General features: G+C 40.3%; 16 protein-coding genes and 1 tRNA gene. 8 read left to right on the top strand and 9 right to left on the bottom strand.

What is annotated here, in order from left to right; all coding sequences use genetic code 11:
- Positions 1 to 57: 57 nt before the first annotated feature.
- The 4 genes from B2W36_RS21475 to B2W36_RS21460 form a co-directional block, all read right to left on the bottom strand.
- On the bottom strand, positions 58 to 792 hold the full coding sequence (locus B2W36_RS21475; RefSeq protein WP_293884808.1) for an SDR family oxidoreductase: 735 nt from the start codon (positions 790 to 792) through the stop codon (positions 58 to 60).
- A gap of 227 nt (positions 793 to 1,019) precedes the next feature.
- Positions 1,020 to 3,842, bottom strand: a complete 2,823-nt coding sequence (locus B2W36_RS21470; protein WP_293889509.1) for a PAS domain S-box protein — start codon at positions 3,840 to 3,842, stop codon at positions 1,020 to 1,022.
- Positions 3,843 to 4,197: 355 nt separating this feature from the next.
- Positions 4,198 to 5,034, bottom strand: a complete 837-nt coding sequence (locus tag B2W36_RS21465) for an anti-sigma factor (RefSeq protein WP_293889508.1) — start codon at positions 5,032 to 5,034, stop codon at positions 4,198 to 4,200.
- Between the two features lie 2 nt (positions 5,035 to 5,036).
- A complete protein-coding gene (locus B2W36_RS21460; protein WP_293889507.1) occupies positions 5,037 to 5,603 on the bottom strand; it encodes an RNA polymerase sigma factor in 567 nt (188 codons plus the stop codon).
- Positions 5,604 to 5,989: 386 nt separating this feature from the next.
- Here B2W36_RS21460 and B2W36_RS21455 point away from each other — a divergent pair.
- A tRNA-Leu gene (locus B2W36_RS21455) sits at positions 5,990 to 6,071 on the top strand.
- Between the two features lie 63 nt (positions 6,072 to 6,134).
- On the opposite strand, the gene B2W36_RS21450 is transcribed toward B2W36_RS21455, so the two are convergent.
- Both B2W36_RS21450 and B2W36_RS21445 read right to left on the bottom strand, forming a co-directional pair.
- Positions 6,135 to 6,518 carry a hypothetical protein gene (locus tag B2W36_RS21450; RefSeq protein ID WP_293889506.1) on the bottom strand — a complete coding sequence of 128 codons (384 nt, stop codon included), beginning with the start codon at positions 6,516 to 6,518 and terminating at the stop codon, positions 6,135 to 6,137.
- Between the two features lie 94 nt (positions 6,519 to 6,612).
- Positions 6,613 to 7,581, bottom strand: coding sequence for an ROK family protein (locus B2W36_RS21445; protein ID WP_293889505.1), 969 nt, complete (start codon positions 7,579 to 7,581; stop codon positions 6,613 to 6,615).
- A gap of 411 nt (positions 7,582 to 7,992) precedes the next feature.
- Here B2W36_RS21445 and B2W36_RS21440 point away from each other — a divergent pair, with 411 nt between their 5' ends.
- The 3 genes from B2W36_RS21440 to B2W36_RS21430 all read left to right on the top strand — a co-directional run bounded on the left by B2W36_RS21440 (position 7,993) and on the right by B2W36_RS21430 (position 12,287).
- The gene (locus B2W36_RS21440; protein ID WP_293889504.1) at positions 7,993 to 10,032 is read left to right on the top strand and encodes a M13 family metallopeptidase; all 2,040 of its coding nucleotides are present in this window, start codon (positions 7,993 to 7,995) and stop codon (positions 10,030 to 10,032) included.
- 183 nt (positions 10,033 to 10,215) lie between these two features.
- Complete coding sequence (locus B2W36_RS21435; protein WP_293889503.1) at positions 10,216 to 12,027, top strand: glycoside hydrolase family 2 protein; 1,812 nt, start codon at positions 10,216 to 10,218, stop codon at positions 12,025 to 12,027.
- An 83-nt stretch (positions 12,028 to 12,110) separates the two neighbouring features.
- On the top strand, positions 12,111 to 12,287 hold the full coding sequence (locus B2W36_RS21430; RefSeq protein ID WP_209577976.1) for a DUF6496 domain-containing protein: 177 nt from the start codon (positions 12,111 to 12,113) through the stop codon (positions 12,285 to 12,287).
- A 51-nt stretch (positions 12,288 to 12,338) separates the two neighbouring features.
- Here B2W36_RS21430 and B2W36_RS21425 read toward each other — a convergent pair whose 3' ends face one another.
- Together B2W36_RS21425 and B2W36_RS21420 are read right to left on the bottom strand one after the other, a co-directional pair.
- A complete protein-coding gene (locus B2W36_RS21425; protein ID WP_293884801.1) occupies positions 12,339 to 12,746 on the bottom strand; it encodes a hypothetical protein in 408 nt (135 codons plus the stop codon).
- 113 nt (positions 12,747 to 12,859) lie between these two features.
- Complete coding sequence (locus tag B2W36_RS21420) at positions 12,860 to 13,594, bottom strand: YoaK family protein (protein WP_293889502.1); 735 nt, start codon at positions 13,592 to 13,594, stop codon at positions 12,860 to 12,862.
- A gap of 361 nt (positions 13,595 to 13,955) precedes the next feature.
- Between B2W36_RS21420 and B2W36_RS21415 the strand changes: the two genes are divergently transcribed.
- The 4 genes from B2W36_RS21415 (at position 13,956) to B2W36_RS21400 (ending at position 20,177) form a co-directional block, all read left to right on the top strand.
- Positions 13,956 to 14,378, top strand: a complete 423-nt coding sequence (locus tag B2W36_RS21415) for a hypothetical protein (protein WP_293889501.1) — start codon at positions 13,956 to 13,958, stop codon at positions 14,376 to 14,378.
- A gap of 103 nt (positions 14,379 to 14,481) precedes the next feature.
- A complete protein-coding gene (locus B2W36_RS21410) occupies positions 14,482 to 15,567 on the top strand; it encodes an efflux RND transporter periplasmic adaptor subunit (protein ID WP_293884798.1) in 1,086 nt (361 codons plus the stop codon).
- A 16-nt stretch (positions 15,568 to 15,583) separates the two neighbouring features.
- Positions 15,584 to 18,745 (top strand): efflux RND transporter permease subunit, encoded by a 3,162-nt coding sequence (locus B2W36_RS21405; RefSeq protein ID WP_293889500.1) that lies wholly within the window; start codon positions 15,584 to 15,586, stop codon positions 18,743 to 18,745.
- On the top strand, positions 18,738 to 20,177 hold the full coding sequence (locus B2W36_RS21400) for a TolC family protein (protein ID WP_293889499.1): 1,440 nt from the start codon (positions 18,738 to 18,740) through the stop codon (positions 20,175 to 20,177). The genes B2W36_RS21405 and B2W36_RS21400 overlap by 8 nt, the downstream gene beginning before the upstream one ends.
- 75 nt (positions 20,178 to 20,252) lie before the next feature.
- On the opposite strand, the gene B2W36_RS21395 is transcribed toward B2W36_RS21400, so the two are convergent.
- Positions 20,253 to 26,252, bottom strand: coding sequence for an alpha-2-macroglobulin family protein (locus tag B2W36_RS21395; protein WP_293889498.1), 6,000 nt, complete (start codon positions 26,250 to 26,252; stop codon positions 20,253 to 20,255).
- Positions 26,253 to 26,436 lie beyond the last annotated feature (184 nt).

The following is a 26,436-nucleotide window of genomic DNA, read 5'->3' as shown; positions in this document are numbered from 1 at the left end:
CTGCCACCTATTCGATACTATACAGAAGCGTACAAGCGCCGAACGGTTTATACACAATTATTTTTCCATGTAATAAAGATCCGAAAATATTTTTGACAGTTTCTCAGGATCTTCTCTCCATGCGGCATACATACCTTGCCCCATATCATCCGGAACGATGTCCAATTTTCCAGCGGATACATATTCCAATATTTTCACCGCTGTAGTATCTGGATCTGGCATCTCCCAATCGCTTCCTTTGTTCATATCAGTATCTATAGCTCCAGGGTTCACCGCATACACGGCTACACCATCTTTAGCCAATTCGATGCGAACGGATAGTGTAGCCGAATAGAGGGCTGCTTTTGACGCCGCATAACCAGCAATTGAGGGTAACGGAGAATATGCCGCAATGGAAACGATATTAATCATAATAGACGCTCCATTCGTTATGAGAATTGGAGCAAATGCACGCATCATTTTTATTGTCCCAAAATAATTCACCTCTAGATCATTTTCCATGCCCAAAAGTTCTCCATGTAGCATGTTTCCTGGATTTAAGGTCCCGGCGTTATTGATCAGAATTTCTGTATCGAGAGCTGCATTTGCAATCTCCGCTATTTGTTCATCGTCCGTAATGTCCAGTTGTAAAGGCACTATTCGATCATCATCGAATAACGGCATCGATTTCAAATTTCTGCAGGTGGCATATATCTTTCCTGCTCCATGATTAAGCAGTGCACTCACCAGTGATTTACCTATTCCTCTATTGGCTCCTGTAACCAAGATGATTTTATCTTTAAAAACTTGCATCGTGTAATATTTATTAGTTTACACAAAACTATATCAAAAGATAACCCTAAAAAATCCGAAACTTGCGATAATTGCAGTACTCTTGATTCATGGAAGATAACAAATCGCATTTTTGAATATCAATAGCTATTATTGATATTTTATCCTGGTTAAAGACTATTTTAAATACAAAAGCATATGTAGGACACTAGGCCACTAAAAAATATGAAATACTGATAATCAAAAAGTTAATCAACTCTAGGAAATATACTTTTTACTAAGGCCGCATAAAGGGCTTCCTGCGTCACAGGTTTCACTAACCAACACGTTATGTCAAGAGGCTGACAAAGCTGCGCTATATTGTGTTCGTAAGCACTAAAAACAGGAATAATATGCTGCTCAAAATTGTTATTGTATTTTTTTTCGAGAATATGCTGTATGGTTTCAATACCACTCATAATGGGCAATTGATTATCAATCAAAATAGCATCAAAACGGCGCCCCCCCTTCAACATTTGTACTACTTCAAATCCTGTTTTTGCTTGCGTTGTATTAATCTTTTTCAAAGACAGCATCCGGGCCAAATCATTTCGTTCATACGCTTCCTCAGCAACAATAAGCACATCCTTTATTTCTCCCAGTCCTGCCAATTCTTCCGTTTCCCAAATAGCAGGTACTTCGATATTGAAAAAGAATCGGCTTCCTGCATCGAAAATGCTTTCCACTTTCAATTCACTGTCCATCATATGAAGCAATTTATTCGATATGGTCAGTCCCAAACCAGTCCCGCCATAGCGTTTAGTCATCGAGTTATCTTCTTGCGAAAAAGCTTCAAATATCTTTTCCAATTTCTCTTGTTTGATACCTATACCTGTATCTTTTACGCTGAAACACAACACAGCTTGGTCAGGACCTTCTGATACGACTGAAATACTGAGTTCAATGGTGCCCTTCTCCGTAAATTTAGTCGCATTACTCAGTAAATTCATTAATACTTGCTTGATACGCAGCGCATCAACCCAGATGTATTTGGGTACATTGGGAGCGATATTCAAATAAAACTCTAGTCTTTTGGCTTTGAGCTGTATGTTAAGAAAGTTTGTCAATTGAATAACTAATTCGTAAAGATCAGTCTGTTCGACATCCAGTTCCAATTTGCCTGCTTCAATTTTGGAAAAGTCTAGGATATCTGTGACAATTCCAAGCAATAAATTAGCAGATTGATCCACGATCGTGAGGTACTCCCTTTGCGTCTCCTCAAGTGCTGTTCCGAGCAGTAAATCGGTAAAGCCAACAATTCCGTTTAGAGGCGTGCGAAGTTCATGGCTCATGTTCGTCAAAAATTGAGTTTTTGCTACATTAGCTTGCTCTGCAACTATTTTAGCCTTTTCAAGCTCCTCACGTTGATAAATGATTCTACTTATATCTGTGGCGATGGCAAGGTAACCAATGACATCTTCGTTTATATCCCTTATGTAAGTAACAGCGAGCGAAACATGTAACCTACTTCCATCTTTTCTACAATAGGTCCACTCTCGTTGTTCAGCGCCATGTAATTCAGCCGTATCTGCAAAAAGACGAAATTCATCTACTGCGTGCCCCAATTCAACCTCCATTTCTTTAGCCCGCAAAACGAGTTCCTCTTTTAAATGAAAATGTGCAAGACCTAATCTACCAATGACTTCTTCACTGCTGTATCCCAAAAGGTTTTCGGCACCTGTGTTAAACAATGTAATTAAGCCAGTTTTATCCGTTGCTATAATAGCGACCGCGGAGGTAGCATCTAACACTTCTGTCAGCATTTTTTTGGAATGCGAAGATTCTGCTTCTATGCGTTTACGTTTGTCAATATCCTGAAAAGTACCAAATAAACGAACACAATGCCCATTTTCAAAATCAGCATTTCCCAACGCACGTATCCAAAGGTCATGCCCCGTGAATGTGACAATTTCGAGTTCCAAATCCCAAGGCTCTCCTGTCGTGAGTGTATGTTCAATTGCAAGTCGTATTTTATTCCTAGATTCCCCTTCTTTATAGAAGTTCAGTGCCGTTGTTAAGTTTGGTTCATATGCGTCAGGTACTTCATGAATCTCTCTGGTAATTTCCGACCATACAATCTTTCCATCAGTAGGTGTATACTCCCAACCACCAATCCTGGCCACCCTTCCAGTCCGCATCAAAGTTGCCTGTGCATGTTTAAGTTTCTTTTCCAGAAAATGCTGCTCAGTAATATCCACTGCATTTCCAATCACGTAGGGGACTTTGTTCGTATTGTTTTGTAGAATATTATTGAACATCCAAATACGCATCTCGCCCGAACGTGTAACGGTACGCATTTCCCCTTTAATAATTCCTTGTTGAACAATTACGGATAGGTAATCTTGTAAATTTTGATGTCCCTCCTGGGGAACAATATCAAAAAGCGATCTTGACTGAATCTCATCTTTTGTATAGCCCAGGATTCTGGCACCCGCATCATTCACGGTTATGAAATTACCATTCAGATCGTGTGTACACATCAGTCCTTGAGAGTTTTCGAAAAATGCTTTCAGCTTCTGTTCACTTTCCTTATACTTTTCTTTTTCTTTTCTATTGACGATCAGTGTGACGACTTCATCTCGCAGAAGTCTTAAGATTTCCTTTTGATATTGATCGAGATGCCTAGGAACACGATCGATAACACACAGCGCACCTAATGCATAACCATTGGGATCAATTAGTGGTAAGCCTGCGTAAAAACGGATATTTGGTTCTAAAGTGACCAATTCATTGGATTTGAAACGCTCGTCTTTTTCGGCATCTTCCACTTCCATTAATTGATCTTCGTGCAGTGTGTACTGGCAAAACGAAACCTCTCTTTTTGTTTCTTCGGTATCCAGGCCTACGCGCGATTTAAACCATTGCTTATCTTTATCAACCAATGAAATCAGTGAAATAGGCGTACCACATACAAGCGATGCAATTTTAGTTATACGGTCGAATTCTTCCTCTGGTGCTGTATTTAGAATTTCGTATTCGTGCAAAACACGTATTCGATCTGATTCGTTTGCGGGAGATAATTTAGCATTCATTCAAAAGCCCGTATTTGTTATCAATTATTTCTTCTACGCATTTATAGGTCCTCAGGTATAGCTTGGTTCAATCATCCTTTTCCGCCCACATAGATTTTAATTTAGCTTACTATGCTCTATACAAACAGGCAGACCAACAGAATAGCATTGTAAATATAGACATGAACATCGCTACTTTAAAAAAGTTTTTATTAAAGATAAACTAAAACTAACTCATGCAATGAATTTATTGTAATTTATCAGCTGAAATCTACTAATACTGTGCGCACGGAACCGCGCATTCAATCAAAAAAGCTTAGATTTTTATCAGCAATAATAGTGGTGTGGTCAATAAGTTATTGCCCAGGATTATTTCTTATATAGTACCCATCACACATAATGCACTGAGTGTAGGCACGTCTTTTCCACCTTCATCCTCCAGTGTAATAGCAAAAGCCTGGGCATTTGGAATGTCCAGCATCTTACTTGCGATATCTGCCTTTACGTCGAGTGGGAAAACTCCTGCACTAATGGGCTTACCATCAACCATTGCCCACAACTGATATTGCTTTCCTTTGGGTGCCGGAGGGAGATGATCAATGCTCAGATAGACCGTCTTTGATGACTGATCCCAAAATACCAAGGCCCGATAATCCACTTTATTCTCTACTCCCTTAAGAGGGATTGTCTTAATCGTAGGATTTTCAACAAGTGCCCATTTATCTTGCAATATCGCAAGCTGGTCTTGTTGGGCATCAAATAAGATCGCTGTCTGATTCAATTTATTGACTGACTCTTGTTTAAGTTGATATAAGAATATATTTGTACCAATACTAGCAGCGAGCAATACGCTTGCTGCAATGGCCCACGTGTAAGATCGTTTGACAAATACTTTACTATCGGCATTCATAACAACCACTTCATGAGGGACGGCCGAAGAATCCGATTGTGTTTCGGTCACTTCCTCACCTTCGCTTGGTACTAGATTTTCAGTAACGAGCCTATTCCAAATATTTTGTTTCAACTGCATAGGCATTTCAATCGCTTGGTTATCGGCCAGCGCTTCGAGTGCTACCTCTGCGTCTGCAATGGCCTGCTCCACTTCGATATTATTTTTTCGAATACAGTTTAAGATACTGACTTCCTCTTCGGATGCGAGCCCCAAAACGTACGATTCAATAATCCCCGATGATATGTATGCTTTAATGTCCAAAATTAACGGTACTCTTTTAGTAGTTGTTGTAACTGTATAAATGCTGCTCTGGTACGGGTTTTTACCGTACCAAGCGGAACATCAAGTTGTTCAGCAATCTCTTGTTGTGTATAACCTTCATAGTAAGCCATTTCAATCAAGATACGCCATTCAGGCTTTAATTTATCTAAAATAGTACTAAAACCAATAAAATCTGATTTTATATGTAGCCCACCCTGACTTTGATCCTGTTCTTCTTCCCTATTTACGATATTTGAAAGTGGTTGGTTTTTCTGCTCGTTAATAATCGCTTTTGATTTTCGATGATCGAGTGCGGTATTACGAGCGATGTTAATCATCCAGGTATAAAGACGGCCTTTCGACTCATCAAAGACATCGATATACCGCCAAATTTTGACGAAGACGTCTTGTATTACTTCTTCTGCATGCTCAGTTGATATAACGATACGACAAACCACCCCATAGAGTGCATCGGCATAGTGATCATAAAGATAACTAAAAGCCTGTTGATTCTTCTTTTTTAATAAAAGAATTAATGTCTCTTCAGAAAGATTGTGTAATGGACTCAAATTTTATGCTTATAATAGACTAAAGATGAACATTAAAAATTGAAAAAAAAAAGAGCTAAAATAAAATAAGTTAAAGTCCCTGTTAAACAAGTATAAATACGTATCATGCTGCTTCGGAGAACAAATGCTTGCGCAAAGGACTTTATGATAACTATAATTTTTTAAACATTGCTTATCCAATAAGATTTTCATCAATCAGTACGTATTTTAATGGAGAAATGGCCTGAAAAGGTTACTTAAAAACTCGATGATAAAAAAAATAAGCATTATGGTGAAAAATATTCTGTTCATAAACAGGATGATCCGTATTTAAAGCACAGAATATATCTTCCATACTTGCAATATCATACTTTCGTTTCTATATTTGTCCCATAAGAAATCCTAATGCGGAAGTGGCGTAATTGGTAGCCGCACCAGACTTAGGATCTGGCGCCGCGAGGCGTGGGGGTTCGAGTCCCTTCTTCCGCACAAAAAAAATCCCGAACGTAACGCTCGGGATTTTTTTTTAGAATGCCCTCTTCGCTCCATCAATTAGGCAGACCATTCGAATGGTTTGGTACAAGGATCGCATTCAAATTTTAAGACCTTCCCTAAACTTTTGGCTTTTTTACCTTTTTTTACAAATACATAGGCCAAATCCACATATTCTTCTACTTCCATCCCACTTTCATCTCGGCCTTTCACGATAACAGAATAATATTTTCCGTCCGAATATTTCTTATAAAAAACTTCATTTACCGAAATCTTTTTGGGAATTTGATTGTCGCAGCAGCTGCACCACAAAATAATAACAGGCTCTTTCTTTAGGTAAACAACAGCGGCTTCAGCCTGCTTCTGTGTTAAGGCCTGCAATTGGTCTGCTTTCGAAAATAAAGCTGCGCATAGCAACAGGGAAAGAAATACGATCTTTTTCATATAATTTGTGAGTTTAAAACAATCCATCCGCAAAGACTATGCCTTTAGCCAGTAAAAAGATAATTATAGTCTATGGCGCAAGTGAAAGGAATGCTTATTTTTCCCAAACCAATGCACTGGCCCCTAGAATTGCTGCATCGGCTTCTTCCAATTCACTAAAGACAAGTTTCACTTTATTCCTAAACAAAGGAAAAAGATTTCTTTCCATATGCAATTTAGCGGGCTTCAATATAAAATCTCCGGCTTTAATGACACCGCCAAATAAAAGAATTGCTTCAGGAGATGAAAACATCACGAAATTAGCCAACGCCTCACCAAGCTTCTGCCCTGTATATCGGAATACTTCGATGGCAATTGCGTCACCCTTCAACGCGCATTCATGGACGGTTTTGGAATTTATAGCATCTTCAGGATATTGATTTAACATCGATTCGGGAAACTCAGCCCGCATTTTCTTTGCCGTAATGGTTATTCCCGTAGCGGAAGCATAAGCTTCTAAACTCCCCTCAGAACCTGTGCTCCAATGTTTTCTCCCCCCGGGTTTCACGATCGTGTGACCTAACTCCCCCGCAAATCCGTCATGCCCATAAATAAGCTTTCCTCCAGCCACAATACCGCTTCCGACACCCGTCCCCAAGGTGATCATAATAAAATCTTTCATTCCTCGAGCTGCACCAAAAAGCATCTCACCATAAGCCGCCGCATTGGCATCGTTAGTGATGGTACAAGGAATACTAAATTTGGTAGTCATTAAATCGCTGAAATGAATGACGCCTTTCCACGGAAGATTGGGCGCATGATCTATTGTTCCAGTATAATAATTTGCATCTGGGGCGCCAACTCCAATTCCATCGAAACTGTCTTTGCCACCGAAATTTTCAATTAAAGGAAGTGCTTTTTCATACAGCGCATCAATAAACTCTTCTACTGTCTCATAATCATCTGTTTTTATGCTTCCCTTTTCAAGCACCTCACCGCGATGATTGACCACGCCAAACTTCGTATTGGTCCCCCCAATATCTATTCCCAACGCCACGCGTCTTGATAAATTTATTAACGACATTTCTATTTATGTTTCTTAATTTTAAAATTACTAAAATATAATATTTTATGAGCAGTCGACAAAATCTTCTTGCCAACTAATTTTAATCTGCCATCCTTTTGTTGTGAGACAAATCCGTTCAGCGGTGAATGTGCCAAACATCGCTTCGCTATCGTTTGGCATTAAAAAAAACTGCTTTTCGTTGCCTTATGTTTTGTAAAATTAGCGATAATGATCAAATTTACTTGCTGCTGAATTAGAATTTACCGTCATTTGTGTCGTCGATTTTTTAGCTTAAAAAATCGCAGCTCATTATTAATGATAGGATTGATACAACTTGCATTATTCGAAGCAAATAATATACCCTATTTTATTCGTATTTTGTGCGTATCTCCAGATTGAATTATTGAAATCATACAACGTTAAAAAACAATGAAAAAACTAACATTTGCCCTAATTTTCTTGGCTGGAATCTACACTCAGCATGCGGAAGCGCAAACAGGAGATACAAATTCCGACAAAGGTCTTGATTTGAGCTTAATGGACAAATCCGTACGTCCACAAGATGACTTTTACAATTATGTGAGCGGGACCTGGATGAAAACCGCTAAAATCCCTTCCGACAAACCCACTTGGGGAAGCTTCAATAAATTGGCAGAAGATACGGATAACAATTCAATGAAAATTCTCAACTCTTTATTAAAAGATAAATTTCCGGAAGGCAGTGAGGGCCAAAAAATACAAGATTTGTATGCTTCCTATATGAACTTGCAGAAAAGAAATGCCGAAGGTATTAAGCCTATTCAGGCGAATTTAAGCAAAATCGACGCCATCAAAAACGTAAAAGATCTTCAGAATTATTTAATATCGGTAACAAAAGAAGGTGAAAATAACTTTTATGGTTGGGGCGTGTACGCTGACTTGAAAGATTCTAAAATGAATGCGGTCTATTTAGGCGATGCGACTTTAGGATTAGGAAGAGATTATTATCAAAAAGAGAATGAAAAAAATACAGAAGCTATTGCAGAATACCAAAAATATGTAGCTTCAATGTTAAAAGAATTGGGCTATAAAAATAGTGATGCTGCCGCAAAAGGCATCGTTGACTACGAAAAAAGTATTGCAAAAACCTACTTGACCAATGAACAGAGCCGAGATAATACGCTGCAGTACAACCCGCAGACTATGGATGAACTAACAGCATTGGTTAAAAATGTCAATCTACCTGAGTACCTTAAAAAAGTAGGTGTCAACACCGAAAAAGTAATTATTGGAGAGTTAGGTTATTACAAAAACTTCGACAAGTTGGTCAATGCTCAAAACCTTCCTATCATCAAGGATTACTTAAAATTCCATATGATCAATGGCAGTGCTTCTTATTTAAGTGAAAAATTAGGCGATATGCGCTTTGCTTTTTATGGCAAATATTTAAGAGGTCAACAAGAACAACGCGCATTAAATAAAAGAGGATTTGAACTGATCAATTCTACATTGGGCGAGGCTTTTGGAAAACTTTATGTGGATAAATATTTTCCAGCAGAAGCTAAAGCGCAAATGGTCGAATTAATCGACTACCTAAAGAAAAGCTTTGCTGTCCATATCAACGATTTGACTTGGATGTCTTCCGTCACAAAAGGCAAAGCGCTTGACAAACTCAACAAATTTACCGTAAAAGTCGCCTATCCGGACAAGTGGAAAGATTATTCTAAATTAAATATTCTATCCGAAAACAAAGGTGGTAATCTGTATACTAACCTTCAACATATTACCACTTGGCGATATGAAAAGGATCTGGCTAAAATTGGAAAAGCGGTTGATAAATCAGAATGGGGCATGACTCCGCAAACAGTAAACGCCTACTACAATCCGGTGAACAATGAGATTGTGTTTCCAGCTGCTATTCTGCAACCCCCATTTTTCAACGCACAAGCTGATGCAGCGGTCAATTTCGGTGGTATAGGAGCTGTGATTGGCCATGAAATGAGCCATGGATTTGACGATTCGGGAGCGCAATTTGATGCGGACGGAAACTTGGTAGACTGGTGGACACCTGAAGATAAAGCAAATTTCGAAAAAGCAACAAAAACACTGGCTGCCCAATACGATAAATATGAACCTGTAAAAGGTACGTTCGTTAACGGAACCTTTACAAACGGCGAAAATATTGCAGATTTAGGCGGGGTCAACATCGCCTATGATGCCCTTCAAATGTATTTAAAAGATAAGGGAAATCCAGGTGAAATAAGTGGATATACGCAAGATCAGCGATTTTTCCTCAGTTGGGCAACTGTATGGAGAACTCTATCCAGTGAAAAATATATGATCAACCAAGTTAAGACTGATCCACACTCCCCTGGATATTTCAGAAGTTTTGCTCCACTGATCAATGTGGATGCTTTTTACAAAGCATTTGACATTAAACAGGGCGACAAACTCTACAAGTCTCCAGAAGAACGTATCAAAATCTGGTAATAAGCAGTATACAGGAGCTGCCCAAAAAGGCAGCTCCTATCGTTTTGTCTAATCCAACAGCTATTTCTTTTTTGAACCAACCTACCCCTATATCGAAAGCCCCACTAGTAACATTTCTTTGATAATGTACTAAATCATTTTAGTATACTTATATTCACTATAGAATTACCAATTAAGTATACCATGATAAAAACCCAAACCTCAATTTTTGCGCTAGTACTATCGTTTTTCAATTGGATGAATGCTTTGGCACAATATCCCCAGCTTTCTACCCCATGGACCGAAACAGCCCAGAAAACACAGATTCCACTTTCCGAATATCCCCGTCCTCAAATGGAAAGGAACGACTGGCTATGTCTAAATGGTAAATGGGATTATATCGGAGGTAAGGATGCTCCAAATGCGCTGAACCCTGTGATGCCGATTTCTTTTGATAAGAGTCAGGAAAGTATTCTTGTCCCCTATTGCCCAGAATCCTATTTATCGGGAATACAGCGCAAGCAAGAAATCAACCTTTGGTACCACAGGAATTTCGAACTACCTAAACATTGGAAAGAGAAAGATATTATCCTTCACTTTGGTGCAGTGGATCACGATGCGACCGTATTTGTAAATGGAAAAAAGGCAGGTAATCATTCAGGTGGTTACGATTCCTTTTGGATCAATATCACTGAGTTTCTAAAGCCTGGCACCAATAATATTGTCGTAGCTGCCCACGATAAGAATGACGGTAAATACCCTTCGGGCAAAAATGGACCTCGCGGTGACTATACTTTTTCCTCTGGAATATGGCAAACGGTATGGATTGAACCAGTAAATAAATGCCATATACAGGGGATCAAATTGTTGCCTAAAGTAGCCGAAAGTCAGCTAAAACTACAGGTCAATACTTCCCAAAAGTCAAAAGTTACAGCCATCGTTTCGGTAGGCGGGAAAGAAATCTCAAAAACGGTACTACAAGCCGGTATTCCGTCTAGTATTCCGATAGATAATCCTCAACTTTGGTCTCCTGACTCGCCCTTTTTATATGATTTAAAATTAAGTATCCACGGCAAGAATGGAGAAATTGTCGATGAAGTTAAGAGCTATTTTGGCATGCGTGATATTAAACTTGGTCAGGTAAACGGAATTGTAAGGCCTTTATTGAATAACAAATTTGTTATGCAGCTTGGTTTGCTAGATCAAGGATACTGGCCTGACGGAATTTTAACAGCTCCTACCGAAGAGGCCCTCAAATATGATATCGAATTCACAAAAAAAGCTGGGTATAATCTCATACGTAAGCATATGAAAACTGAGCCTCAGCGGTTCTATTACTGGGCAGATAAAATGGGGCTGCTCGTGTGGCAGGATATGCCCTGCCTCTGGTATCCGGAAGAAGATACAACGATTTATCGAAAAGCTTTCCGTGATGAATACAAAGCCATCATTGACGACCACTACAATTCGCCATCCATCATCGCCTGGGTTCCGTTTAACGAGAATTGGGGTGCCTTCGATGTACGCAATATTACAGCGTGGACCAAACAATACGACCCTTCTCGATTAGTAAACGGGAACTCGGGATTTAATAACAATCCGTCCTATCAAAAAGCCTATGGCGACCCTGGAAATGGTGATTTTGTTGATACGCATATATACGTTGGTCCTCAAGGTGCTTCCCAACCCGACGAGAAAAGAGCAGCCTCGCTTGGTGAATTTGGCGGTGTAGGTCTATTTGTCCGTGGTCATATGTGGCCTGTCGAAAATAATGCCTATGCCTACGAGCCCACGATAGGTGCCCTTACAGACCGCTATATATTCCTCATGGATAATATCGAGCAATTGCTCCGATACAAAGGTCTTAGCGTCGCAATTTATACGCAAACGACCGATGTCGAACACGAAGTCAATGGACTATTGACTTACGACCGTAAAATACAAAAAATGGATCTTGAGAAAATTAAAGCGGCAAACAAAGCCGTGATTAAAGCGGGAAATGAATTGAATGAGTAGGATTAAAAATATCCAAACGATTCGACTTAAACTGCTGTTCTTTTTGCAATAAGTGTTAAATGACTATTAAATAAAACACTCTTATGGCAAAATATTCAGAAAAAGCATCCGAAAAAGTTGAAAAGACGATGCATGAAATGAAGGAAGGAAAATTGAAATCCGGCAGTGGAAAAAAAGTGACCTCCAAAAAACAGGCTGTTGCTATTGGCTTATCCGAAGCCCGGAAGGAAGGCGCCAAAGTCCCTAAAAAGAAATCCTAGCATGTATACTAGGATTTCTTTTTAATCAAATTAAGCTGTTTACATAAAAAGCTATAGTAGCGATTTTTTCTCTTCTTTATCATCATAAGGATCTGACAGAACATTTTGACTATCCTCCGCATGTATAAAATTTTGATTGACATCGACCGGCGTATAAATATGGACACTGTTTCCATTTCTCTTTTTGAGATAGTATTGAATCTTTGTTGTGTCTATATTAGTTACATCGGAAGCTGTCCAGATCATTTTACGACCTGTACCATCAATTGTGATTACGGTGTCGTTACCACGTGCAATAATGCGCTCTAGTCCTAATTCACTTTTTCGATCACCTTCCCTTGTCAATAAATGCGTATTTCCATCTTTATCAATCATTCTGATCGGTTGGTTATTGTTGCATCCAACCAAAAAGAGGAAACTAAATAGTAAAAATGGAAGGGTCGTTAGTGTTATTTTCATATCGTTCACAGTAAAACTCAATATCGTTTAACGACGAGACACAAAGATACTGCCAAAACACCAATGGCTCAAAAGATAATGACCGGATTGCAGCAAACTTCGATTAATCGAAGCTATTCATCGTGCCTTAGACTTCGTTTGAGATGATAAAACTGAAGCAGTATATGATCGTACCACAAAGCAAACAAAAGCATTACTGCTGGTAGTAATAATGTTTGCAGTTTAAAAAATTGAAACATAAAACCTCCGACTATCCCTCCAATAAAAAAACCTGAAATAATCATTAGTTTAAGAAAAATACTTCTGTGTAGTTTCACTCGTTCACCAGCTTCTTTATAAAAAAACAGCTGTGAAATTTCGATGCCCAAATCAGTAAACAATCCGGTCAAATGTGTCGTTCTGACAACGGACTTGGAGACTTTCGTTACCAAGGCATTTTGAAGTCCCATCGCAAAAAGCAGGGCGAATGAAATGACCGTTATAAACGATGGTTCTATTTGGATGAAAACTGGGAGAAGTCCTGCAGAAATCAAAATAATGGATTCTATACAAATTGGGATGATATAGGCATTATGGGATTTCTTTTTTGCGGCCAATTCAACAATAAAACCTGAAACGGAAGCCCCTAATAAGAAGAAGCCGATATACCATAGATAAATCAAGGCCATTTTATAATTCGTCAAAATCAATTGCTCAGAAAAAAAAGCAAAGTGCCCTGTGACATTTGTGGTCAACGTGTTAAGTGAAAGAACTCCTGTAATATTAACCAACCCTGCAACACAGGATAAAATAGAGGCTAACTTCAAATTGTGGATGTAATTCCTTCCTCTTCCTTGGTGTCTAAACATTTGAATTAAACTTTATGTCCTACATTATCCTTCATTTTACCCACATGCCTCTGAATGGGATTTACAAAACGTTGTCCGTCATCAGCATTAGCCAAAGGCGCACCATGTTGTTATCTTAGCCAACAGGTGATAAAAACTAGTCAAAAATACGAATACAATAATTCAAATCGAAAGGATTAAGATCATATAAAAGGACATCAGATTTTTAATAAATCATCAAATGAGCTGTTTCGAAAATAAGCCGTTTTAAACCAGTTAGCATACGATTTAAACACTTTGTAACAATTCGCTTAAACTTTAAAATTTGCATACCAAAATCACTTGTATCATTTTTAAAGTTTAATTACATTTGCTTCCAGCGATGCAAGGAAAATTCCATCAATATGTGTTCAGCGTATTTTACGCAATACTTATCAGTTTTGGCTGGTATGCTATTTCCACACCAAAATATTCACCTGCCTTCCATCTGCATGCTGCCAATCACCACAGTTATCAGGTAGAAAGCGGAGGTTTTGGAACCAAAGTCATTCGCAAAACTAAACGTCATCGGCACGAAAAATTAAGAGCTTACTTTTCAGAAAATGAAAATGAAAACGACGACACAGGAAACGATTCCAATAGCCCAAATTTATTCGCACTCACAGGAGACAGTTTTGGCAATATATTAAACGATTTCCTCCCTCAATTTCACAATACGCTCACCGCGGTTTCGCTTGCAAATACAACACCTTTTACTCTCCGCAAAAACGCACTATATATCCATTACAGTGTATTCAGGCTGTGATTTTTTAATACTTTCTTAAAAAACATAAAAATAGCTTTCAAAATCACCTGAAAGCATGTCACACTATTGTTCAATTTTTCGAAAATAATTAAAAACTATCATCATGTTCATGAGAACCTTCATGTATACAAGCCTGTGCCTTATTATTCTATCGACAAGCTGCCAGTCAGAAAAAAAAGAGAAAAAAGAAGCTGCAGTTTTCAACGTTACCACCCCTTTAGTCAAAGACACCATCGTTCATAAAGAATATGTGGCTCAAATCCGTTCCATTAACCATATTGAACTCCGCGCGCAGGAGAAAGGTTACATTCAATCGATATTTGTCGACGAGGGTCAATTTGTACAAAAGGGACAACCCCTCTTTAAAATCATGCCCAACCTTTATGAGTCCGATGTCAATCGCGCCAAAGCCGAGGTAAAATATGCTGAAATCGAATATCAGAATACCAAAAATCTATCTGAAAAAGATATTGTAGCGCCGCAAGAAACTGAAATGGCAAAAGCAAAATATGAAAAAGCCAAAGCTGAGTTAGCCGCTATGAATACGCATCTCAAATTTACGGACATCGTAGCGCCATTCTCAGGAATCGTGGGTAAGCTTCATGTCCGTAAAGGAAGTCTTGTCGATGAGGGCGAGTTGATCACAGAATTGTCCGACAATAGTAAGATGTGGGTTTATTTTAATGTCCCCGAAGTGGAATACCTCAATCAAATGGACGAAAAAAAAGACAATAGCCCGCTGCATGTACGATTAAACATGGCCAATGGAAAAGAATTCGGTCATGAGGGGATTGTCGAGACCATCGAATCAGACTTCAATAATGAAACCGGAAATATTGCCTACCGAGCGACTTTTCCTAATCCAAAGGGCTTATTACGTTATGGCGAGACGGGGAATATTGTCATTACATCGCCCTATAACAATGCGCTTATGATCCCCCAAAAAGCGACATTCGAGGAGCTTGAAAAAAAATATGTATATGTTATTACAAAAGATAATAAAGTAAAAGCTAGAGAAATAAAAGTTGCTGCCGAACTACCGCATATCTATGTTGTCTCTTCCGGATTGGGCAAGGACGAAAAGATTCTGCTGAATGGACTTCGAATGGTACAAGAAAACCAGACTATTGAATCCAAATATCAGACTCCGGAGAAAGTCATGTCAAACTTAGATTTATATGCAGAGTAATTAAAAAAGCAGCATCATGTTTAAAAAAGTAATACATCGACCGGTATTTGCTATTGTCATATCGGTTGTCATCCTATTTATTGGAGGTCTGGCTATCAAGCAACTTCCTACCGAACAATTTCCGAAAATCGCACCGACCACTGTTGCGGTATCCATAGCCTACCCCGGAGCAAGCGCGGATGTACTTGTAAAATCCTCACTGATTACTCTTGAGAATGCCATCAACGGGGTGCAAGGAATGCGCTATATCGCCACCGATGCAACCAGTGCGGGTGAAGCGACCGTAAACGTCGTATTTGACCCCGGCACAGACCCCAACGATGCCGTCGTATTGGTAAAAACGCGGGTGGATCAGGTAATGCCACTTTTGCCCGAACTTGTCCAAAAGGAAGGGGTCGTCGTTAATCCAATTCAGCCCAGTATGCTGATGTACGTGAATCTTTACAGTACCAATAAAAGTATGGACGAAAAGTTCCTATACAATTATGCAACGGTAAATATTATTCCGGAAATCAATCGCATCCACGGCATCGCCAAATCGCAAATTCTCGGTAGCCGAAGATATGCTATGCGCGTCTGGTTAAATCCTGATCGCATGCGCGCCTATAGCTTGTCGGTTGATGAAGTGATGAAAGCAATAGGAGAACAAAGCATCATCGGCCGCCCCGGCCGACTGGGACAAAGTTCAGGGATCGCCGCGCAATCACTCGAATATGTGCTGACTTACAAAGGGCAATACAATACACCTGAAGAATACGAAAATATTATTGTTCGTGCGAATGGCGACGGAGAAAACATCAAGTTAAAAGACGTGGCTAAAGTCGAACTGGGAAGTGAATTTTTTGATATCTATTCCAATTTGGACGGGCATCCGTCGGCATCGATTGTATTGAAACAAAATTATGGCAGCAATGCCAATGACGTAATCAAAGATGTAAAAGCCAAACTTGCTGAAATGAAAGGAAACTTTCCGCCGGGTATAGACTATAAAATCAGCTATGACGTATCCCAATTCTTGGATGCTTCTATCGAACAGGTGATGCATACACTGCGGGATGCTTTTATTTTAGTTGCCATCGTGGTTTTTATTTTCCTTGGCGACTGGCGTTCGACTTTAATTCCGATCATCGCTGTACCCATTTCACTCATAGGTACATTCTTCGTCATTCAATGGTTCGGTATGTCGATCAACTTGGTCACCCTATTTGCTTTAGTCCTCGCCATCGGGATTGTCGTAGACAATGCCATTGTAGTCATCGAAGCAGTACATGCCAAAATGGAAGAAAGTTCGATCTCCCCATATAAGGCCGTAAAAGAGGTTATGGCTGAAATCGCGGGTGCTATTATCGCCATTACAGCTGTTATGGTAGCGGTTTTTATTCCTATTTCGTTTATGACAGGTCCTGTCGGAACATTTTATCGGCAGTTTTCAATTACTATGGCAAGTTCCATCGTAATATCGGCAGTTGTAGCGTTAACACTCACTCCTGTGCTTGCTGCGATGTTATTAAAAAACAACCATGGTAAACCCAAAAAATCGAATATATTCACCAAATCTCTTGACGTTTTTAACCGTACCTTCGATAAAATAACCGGCAAATATGCCACGTTACTGCGCAAAATTGCCAGCCGAAGAGTCGTGACGTGGGGGATCTTAATCGCTTTCTGTGTCGGTATTTTCGTCATTAACAAAACGCTTCCGGGAGGTTTCATACCAAGTGAAGATCAAGGTACGATTTACGCCATTATCCAAACGCCTCCAGGATCAACACTGGAACAGACCAACAAGCTTTCCAGAGAACTCCAAAAGATCTGTCAAGGCGTAGATGGTGTAGAATCCGTTTCATCACTAGCAGGATATGAGATCATGACGGAAGGACGTGGATCGAATGCCGGAACCTGTCTTATCAACCTCAAAACCTGGGGTGAACGTGAACACTCTGTCAAGGAGATCATGGAAGAACTGGAAGAAAAATCTAAAAATTTAGGCGCCACAGTAGAGTTCTTCGAACCTCCGGCAGTTCCGGGTTTCGGTTCTTCAGGAGGTTTCTCCATGCGCCTGCTCGACCTCAATCGGACTACGGATTACCAAGATTTCGATAAAGTGAATAAAGCATTTATCGCTAATCTCAAGAAACGTAAGGAACTTACTGGAGTCTTTACCTTTTTCGCTGCCAACTACCCACAATACGAATTGGTTTTTGACAATAATGCGGCTATGCAGAAGGGCGTCTCTATAGGTAAAGCCATGGATAACCTCAATATCCTTATCGGTAGTACATATGAACAGGGGTTTATCCGTTTTGGTCAATTTTTCAAGGTATATGTACAATCTTCGCCAGAATTCAGAAGATTACCTTCTGATATCATGAACCTTTACGTCAAAAACGATCATGATCAGATGGTTCCCTATTCGGCCTTTATGACCTTAAAAAAAACACAGGGGCCAAATGAGATCACACGTTACAATATGTACAATTCGGCCGCCATCCGTGGACTTCCGGCCAATGGATATACAACGGCCGATGCTATTCAGGCAATCAACGAAACCGCAGTTCAGACATTACCGCACGGCTACAAAGTGGCTTGGGAAGGTCTCTCCTACGATGAGGCGCAACGTGGAAACGAAGCTATTTATGTCTTTCTAGTCGTCTTAGTTTTCGTTTATCTTGTACTTGCCGCGCAGTATGAAAGCTTCATCATTCCATTTGCGGTTCTCTTGTCACTACCTGTCGGTGTATTTGGTTCCTTCTTCCTCTTAAAAGCTATGGGACTTGAAAATGACATCTATGCACAGGTCGGGCTGATCATGATTATTGGTTTGTTGGGTAAAAATGCGGTGCTTATCGTAGAATTTGCCGTGAAAAGGCGACAAGCCGGCGACAGTATATTAGAGGCAGCAATTGAGGGATCACGAGCACGTTTTAGACCTATTCTCATGACCTCGTTTGCCTTTATCGCTGGACTTGTTCCACTAGTCTTTGCCAGCGGTGCCGGTGCCATAGGTAACCATACCATAGGTGCATCCGCACTTGGGGGTATGCTCGTCGGAACAATCTTTGGCGTTATCGTTATCCCTGGTCTCTACTATATTTTTGCAAAATTGGCTGACGGAAGAAAAATGATTCAAGCCGAAGACGATTCACCATTAAGCGAAGACATGATACATTATGAATAAGAATAAATTATATCACTATACAGGTTTCGCGCTTTTCTTGCTTAGTCTTGGGGCATGCAAACCACTCGAAATCAAACAACGTACCGAAAATAAAAACGTCCCTGAAACATATGGGAATGCTGACAGCGACACCTTGAATATTGGAAAAATTAAATGGAAAAACTATTTTAAGGACCCCAATCTACAAGGACTTATCAGCCAGGCATTGGCAAACAACCAAGAGCTACATATTATACTTCAGGAAATTCAAATTGCCCAAAACGAAGTAAGTGCCAAAAAAGGTGAATATCTGCCTTCTGTTGGTGTAAAAGTTGGTGCAGGCGTCGACAAAGTAAGTCGGTATACGAATATTGGAGCGATGGAAAAGAATACAGAAATCGAACCCGGCCGCGAAATGCCTGAACCACTATTTGATTTTGGAGTTGGTGTACAGGCACAATGGGAAACAGATATCTGGGGTAAACTCCATAATGCAACGAAAGCTCAGTTACAGCGGTATTTTGCGAGTGTGGAAGGCAAAAATTTTATGGTCACTCATCTGATCGCTGAAATTGCAGATTCCTACTATGAACTTCTTGCACTGGACAATGAACTCCTAGTTATTAATGAGAATGTTAAGATTCAAAACGATGCCCTGGCTGTCGTCAATGACTTGAAGAAAAATGCACGATCCAATAAGCTTGCTGTCAAAAGATTTGAAGCACAGATCTTGAAGACACAAGGTATGCAGTATGACATCAAACAGAAGATCACCGAGACCGAGAATAGAATAAATTATCTCGTCGGAAGGTTTCCTCAGCCAGTTCAAAGAGATCAAGGCGCATTCGACCAACTCGTTCCGCAAACTGTTTATGCAGGTGTTCCCGCTGACCTATTGGAGAACAGGCCAGATATCAAGCAGGCGGAGTTTGAACTTGCTGCATCCAAACTGGATATTAAATCGGCCAAAGCGCGGTTCTATCCTTCTTTGGACATCGCTGCTGGAGTTGGATTTCAAGCCTTTGATCCGACTTATCTCATTAAACCAGAATCTTTTCTTTCTTCCCTCGTTGGTGAACTCACGGCCCCTTTAATCAACAAAAGGGCAATTAAAGCCGCTTATTACAGCGCAAATGCGCGGCAGGTTCAGGCTGTTTACCATTATGAACAGACGATTCTGGCTGCCTACATCGAAGTTGCTAATCAGCTCTCCAAAATTAAAAATCTGGAGAGTGGCCTACAGATCAAGACCAAGGAGGTCAACGCATTAAATGAGTCTATTGGTATCTCCAACGACCTCTTTAAATATGCGCGCGCAGACTATATGGAGGTTCTACTAACCCAACGTGATGCGCTGGAATCTAAATTCGAGCTCGTGGAAAAAAAGGTCAACCAACTCAAAGCAAGCGTAGCGATATACAGATCCCTAGGTGGCGGATGGGACTATCGATAGTACACTTTTTAATTTTTGTTTTTATATGTTGGGGACTTACCGTGTGGTAGGTCCCCTTTTTTCTAAGTCATATCTTTATTCCACTACCACTTCTTTCATTTTCTCGTTCCCATAGTACATCGGGAAATACATCAATTCAGCCTTCGCGGGGTTAACTGTATAAGTTCCGCTATACCGAGGTAAAAGCTCGATCTCAAAGGTATGCGTACCTTTACCTAATTTATTGCAGAAAATAACAACACGATCCTTGAAATGCTCTCTATGCGTCTCGGTTCGATAGTATCCATTGGTTTTGGTTTCATAAGAACATCCCGCCGGTATCGGAACTTCAATCTGCACATACTCCGCTTCACCAGTTAATGTTACGCTTGCTTCAAGTTTTACAGGCTTCCCTTCCTTGAGCGCCGCTACCGTAGCACCATTATCCTTAAATCGCGTTGCCACAGCGAGGCCCTTTTCCTTTTCTACGGCAGGATCTGGATTCCAGAAATTTTGGTAGGCTGTTACAAAAGCCGGCCCAGTCCCTTCTTTCCTGACTTTAATCTGTTCATCCGACTTAAAGCTTTGCGTATACGGAAATGTCGTGATACGTTTGCCATTGACAATCATTACTGGTGGTTGAAAAGTTTCTCCCGCCTTTAGCAAATCAGGGAGAATGCTTCGTATGATACGGGAAGATTCGTAGATATTATACCATTGATTTTGCTGCCGCTGCGCGAAAAAGTAATTACGGATATTTTCTAAATCCGAATCATGACCACCAATTGATTTTAAGACACCATAAGCCAACAGTGTATTATCGGTATTGGTTTCCGTAGGTCGCATAAAAAATCCCCCTTTCTGATTCGTTGTAGCTCCAGAAGTCCAATAAATTCCCCCTAAGATAGCCTTTGAGGAATATTTAAGCACAGTATCTGCCGCATGTAAATCCTTAAGCCCCAGTTTTGAGATCAATAGATATTTCAACAGTTTATCCTTAATGGTTTTACTTTTCAGTTTAGTATCAATTTCGAAGAAATAGCTTTTGTAATCTGTTTTAGGATCCAACCGGAGCAGATATATCAAGGAGCTAAACAAATTCTCTTTGGCCCCGTGAAGCTTATTTTTATCCACTAGAAGATCCAGCGAAGCCAAGCTGCTTTTCAATAGGGTCTTTTCACGTTCTGCATAGATCTCCGTATCAATTTCAACCTGGTATCCTGCTTCGCGGGCATCCAACAGTACCCCGACCACATAGTTGCTGATCCAAGTTACAGTTTCACTCTTGTTCCACCAGCCCCAGCCCTGATTGGAATTTTTGTTTTTCTGTAGCTCCTTCAGGAGCTCCTTTATTTTCTTATCCTCAGTAAAAGGTTTACGGATTAATTTAGCTAGCTCCTTTTTCGAAAGTAATGCACTTAATTTGGAAGCCATCTGCTCATTGCATAGAAATTTGTAACGATCAATGAATTCGATTTCCCGTTGTAAAAATTCCAGTGAATTTGCTTCAGCATGGAAGGTTACTTCACCAAGCGACGGTGAAGTTTTCAGCACATACTCTGCCGTACCATTGAGCACTTTAAAATCTCCTTCATGTTGTTCAAGCCCCTTTTCAAAAATCGGAATGCTACGCTTTTCACCATCAAAATATCCGTTGGACAATCCGATCGAATAAGCAAGTTGGACGCTGTCCCCCTTATCGGCAATAACCGGTATAGGATCCCGATAGGACTTCGCAATTTTCAACCTTGCCTCCTGTGTTTTTAGCCCATTATTGATGGTACGCAAGAGCTGTAGGCTGTCGCTAAGATAATTAACAACCCGCCCCATGGCTGTAAACTGATCACCTCTGATGGCAAATCGCGGAGTCGCCAAATGTGCTGAAACAGCCTTAAACGATTTTATACTTAATTCTTTGCTGTCTGCAAAATTTTTCGCTCCCTTCGCTATAAAGAATGTCCGCCAATTGGTGATATCATCCGGATAGGTCGCTTCAAAATTGGCTTTTCCCTGGACATCGGTAGTGAGCTTTGGTTGCCAGAATGCATCATCACTAAAGTTCACACGCATCGTATTTCCAGATTCCAAATAGGGCATATCCGCCACGCCCTTCGATAATGCGGCAGTTCCAGCTTTCAGCTGAACCATCACCACACCATTGGCAGCACGAGCACCATACAAGGCAAGCATGGATTGGTCTTTAATCACATTAAATGAAGCGATGCTAGCAGGATCAATGCTGGAAATATCACCCTCAAAAGGAACCCCATCTACCAAAATTAACGGCTTATCGCTAGGGGAAGGGCTCGTAGCTCCACGAATTCGAATTCCCGCTACCGCGCCCTGTAACATAGCTGTAGTCACGCCGTCCATCCGGACATCAATCGATTTCGCTGCCGCACGCAACGATTGCCTTTTTTGAACGCCATATCCCATAACGACCACTTCATCCAATTGATTTTCGCTTGGCTTTAACTCCACGAAATAATCTTTGCCACTGGAGACTTTAATCGTAGATGTAGTGTATCCTAAAGCAACAATCTCAAGTACAGTATTTTTGTCATCGGAGAGCTCAAGTTCCAAACTACCGTCAAAACTGGTAAAGTATTGCTTTTTCGTATCCCGATCACTCACTTTAGCCCCAATTAATGGCGTATCACCATCATAAACTAAGATCCTGGCGACCTTATTATTCTTTCTTTTCGCGCTAAAACCTTCCCGGTCGATTTTTAAGCCCTGCAGATCGTTTTCTTGTCCAGTCTGGATAGCATCCCGCAATGGATTCTCCACGGTACGTACAATAATTTCATCGCGTACAAGTTTGTAAGCTAACCGAGCTGCTTGGGATGTCTTAGTCCATTGGATAGCGTCTAGTTTCAAATAATTCATTCCCTGGGCTTTGAGCTCGACTGGCAAACTAAAGGAAGTTGAATCATCCTTTACAATATGCAAAGTAACCTCGCCGACCGGAAGATCTTCAAACGTTCGATGTCCACCGTAAAAGAGCCTAAAGTACATCCGCTCTTCGACATTCGTCGGCTCGATAAAGATCAATGTAGGTCGAATGCTTTTTTGTGAAGCATCATTGCCCAACATTAAATTAAGTTTAAAACCAGCATCTTCACGTTCTCTTTTCACCGTAGCAAACTGTGCAAGTCCAGTACTGTTTTGCATCGTCTCCCTAAAACGCTGCTCGACATTTGCCTTGATATCCTCCACCGACCATACTTTCTCCCGAAAATCTAAACTTGGTTTATAATCATACAGATCCAGCCGGATAAGATTACCATCCCAGCTTTTTTGCTTTTGATAGTTTTTATAGATGCTATATTGATAGCCGCCCTCGATTTCAAACCGGCCAATTTTCGATGTATCCACCATAAGCGTACCTATTTTAGACACACCATTGTACATTTCTGTTCTTGGAAATGGCCCTGCCATCAGCGGAACGGGGACCTGTGTCCGCAACCGATTATTGTAAACGGTTCGCTGTACCGGATTGAGGTAATAGAGATCTCCAGCTGTTTGGATATATGCTGGTCGCTCGATCAGCACATTACTATTGGGTAATTGCCAGGCTCCAAAATTGTTGGTCACGGTGATCAACTGTCGCTTCAATTCGGCCACTTCTTTATCGAAAAGCTTACTCTGTTGCTCTTTTGGCAATCGAAGAACCGAAATATGGCCTTTTCTCCATGTTTTGTCGGGGTAATCAAAACCAATCGTATCTCGTGAAGCATTAAAGGACACAATCACCTTTTTCCCCTTTTCCACGTAATACCCCTCTACCCGAATGTCACGATCCTTGGTTCTAAACCTAAAATCATGCTGCCCTGGAGTAACCTCAAAAATAGTAGGATTATTTTGCTGATCTTGCTTCGCATAGTGCAGTACACCGTCTATCCAAACCAGATGAATCCCTTGTACAGCACCGTTTACCACGATGTAAGGGGATACCTGACTCTTAACAACATCGAGTGGACGAGACTCCTGAAAATAGACCTCTGGATATAAGAATTGATAAAAGGGAATTGTATCCAACTGCATTACTTTAGACCATTTCACCCAATCTTGCAGCGCTCCCTGATAAACTTTTTCATCATCATCCAAACTAACATGAAGATTTTGCTTGATCTCCGCCCTGCGCATCAGACCACCGACAGTAATCGTTGGCGCAGCGGCTGACTTAAACTTTGAGGTAAAACCATAGGCTGTAATATCGACATCTTTCAAGGGTTTACCCTCCTTATCCGTAACAGAAAGTTCGAACATAGCCTTCTGTCCTGGATATACTGTGGTAGCCGTGTTAACTTCCAAATTCAAATTTTTCTCCACATAGGGCAATTCCTCGCGAATAACTTTAGATCTTCCTCCAAAAAGGTAAGTGATCTCCAGGCTATACCCCTCTTTTCCACCGGCTAAAAATGCACGATTCAATTCGGTTTCATAGCCCGCAGCAATCATACGACCACCACGATAAACTTGATACCAAAATGGAATCCTAGCCGGGTTATCGACATGCAATAGCACCGAATCCGCAGTGCGGTAAAATTTGTAATTCAGTTGTACCTGCTGCTGGTCCTCCAGATCAACACTTTTACTAAAACCATTCGACTTAACAACAATTTCTTTGGCCTGCCAAGGTATTGAAACCAGATTAGGTAAACTTACATTTTCAGCCTTCAGCACTTCATCATGTTCTCCTAATATCTTGAGCTCAGCAGACGCTTGCTGCTCAACGCCCTTTTCAAAGTAGCTCAGCGCTGCATGTCCATCTTTGACAATAATACGGATTTCCTTTTCGCGGTTGAGTCTATTGAGATCAAGGCTTCGCTCTATTCTTTCATTATCCGAACTTAGATAAGTACCAATAACGCGAAAGGAAATACCAATGTCAGGCGGAAAAATTGAATCCGGTAATACAATCTCCTTTTCTGCCACATCTGCAAGCGAAACACTTGTTTGCCATAAGGTATCTGGAATAAAATTGACCTTATTGGCTTTTAAATCATGCATCAAAACCGGACTAGCCACCACCTGTAAATCGACTTTCCCATCGTATATGGGCATTTCATTTTCATTTAATGCTTTTAGTTTCAGCCGCACGCTGTCTCCTTTGGCATAATCTGTCTTTATAGACGTCATCGTAAAACTTAGGCTTTTTAGTTCATAGTCTTCGTATCGGAAATGCTGTCGATGCAAGACTAGTTTGCTTTTTGGAGATTCCAAAGAAATCCAATAATTTCTATCCAGAATAAGGCCTAGTCCCTTCAAATCAAATGCAAAGTTATACATGCCCGGACGATAAGGCGCTAGGCGCGCCAAAACGGTATCCTTCGCATAACCATATCCTCCCGATAGACGTACGACAATAGAATCGCGATTAGGTTTCCATTTTGTTTTCTCCAGATACGCTTTAAATTTAATTTGCTCATTTGGTTTATACATCGGTTTATTAAAAACCATAAAACTTTCTGTACCACCAGTTTCTTTTTTATGAAAAATCCGCTGAATTTTAAACCGAGTTCTGAGCCAGCTGTTGCTGATTTTTTTCCATAATGACACCTTATCTTTATGGGGCCAGCCCCGTTCTACAGTCAGATAATGATAAACACCCTTATGTTCAATAGTGACGATATCGTCACTATTTGCGTTGGCAACTTTATAATAATGGAACTTCTTATCGAGTGACATGCGACGTCCGTTCACTTTTACCTGCGCGTCTTCTATAATCGTTCCCAAAGAATCGTATAGACAAATCGCAAAAGCTTTCGCAGGAATAATTTTGACATACAGGTTATCGCTGATCAACTCCCGATACATGAGATCTGCTCCATTAGCGCGGACCTGCACATAGTTACCAGGTGGTAACACCGGATTTGGGTCTCCAACCTTATATTTTACAACAAAATTGCTGAGCATAGTTTCATCGAATTTTATTCCATCCAAATGAATCTTTTTTAAAATCTCAGGGCTTAGCTTATAAATATAGTAGTCAGAAGAACCGCGTGGACTATCGAATAAGCTCGATTGTCCAAAAAGTACAGAAGCATACAACACAGCTAAAAAGCATACTACAATTGATTTCCATTTCATGTATAAATACAGGCTAAATTCTTTTAAAAATAAATAAAATTACCTAAAGCCAAGCACTAGATTCTTTCATTCAGTACTTCAACTTTTGTGCAGGGATGCGGAGAATATCATTATTCCATAAATGAAGAAAAAATACAACATCAACCGCTCTTTAATCGAAGCTGCAACTTTAGTGTCTGAAGAA

The sequence above is a fragment of the Sphingobacterium sp. UBA3549 genome (assembly GCF_002376635.1).
GTDB lineage: Bacteria > Bacteroidota > Bacteroidia > Sphingobacteriales > Sphingobacteriaceae > Sphingobacterium.
The sequence above is the reverse complement of the archived record's forward strand: the minus strand, read 5'-3'. Positions and strand labels throughout refer to the sequence as shown.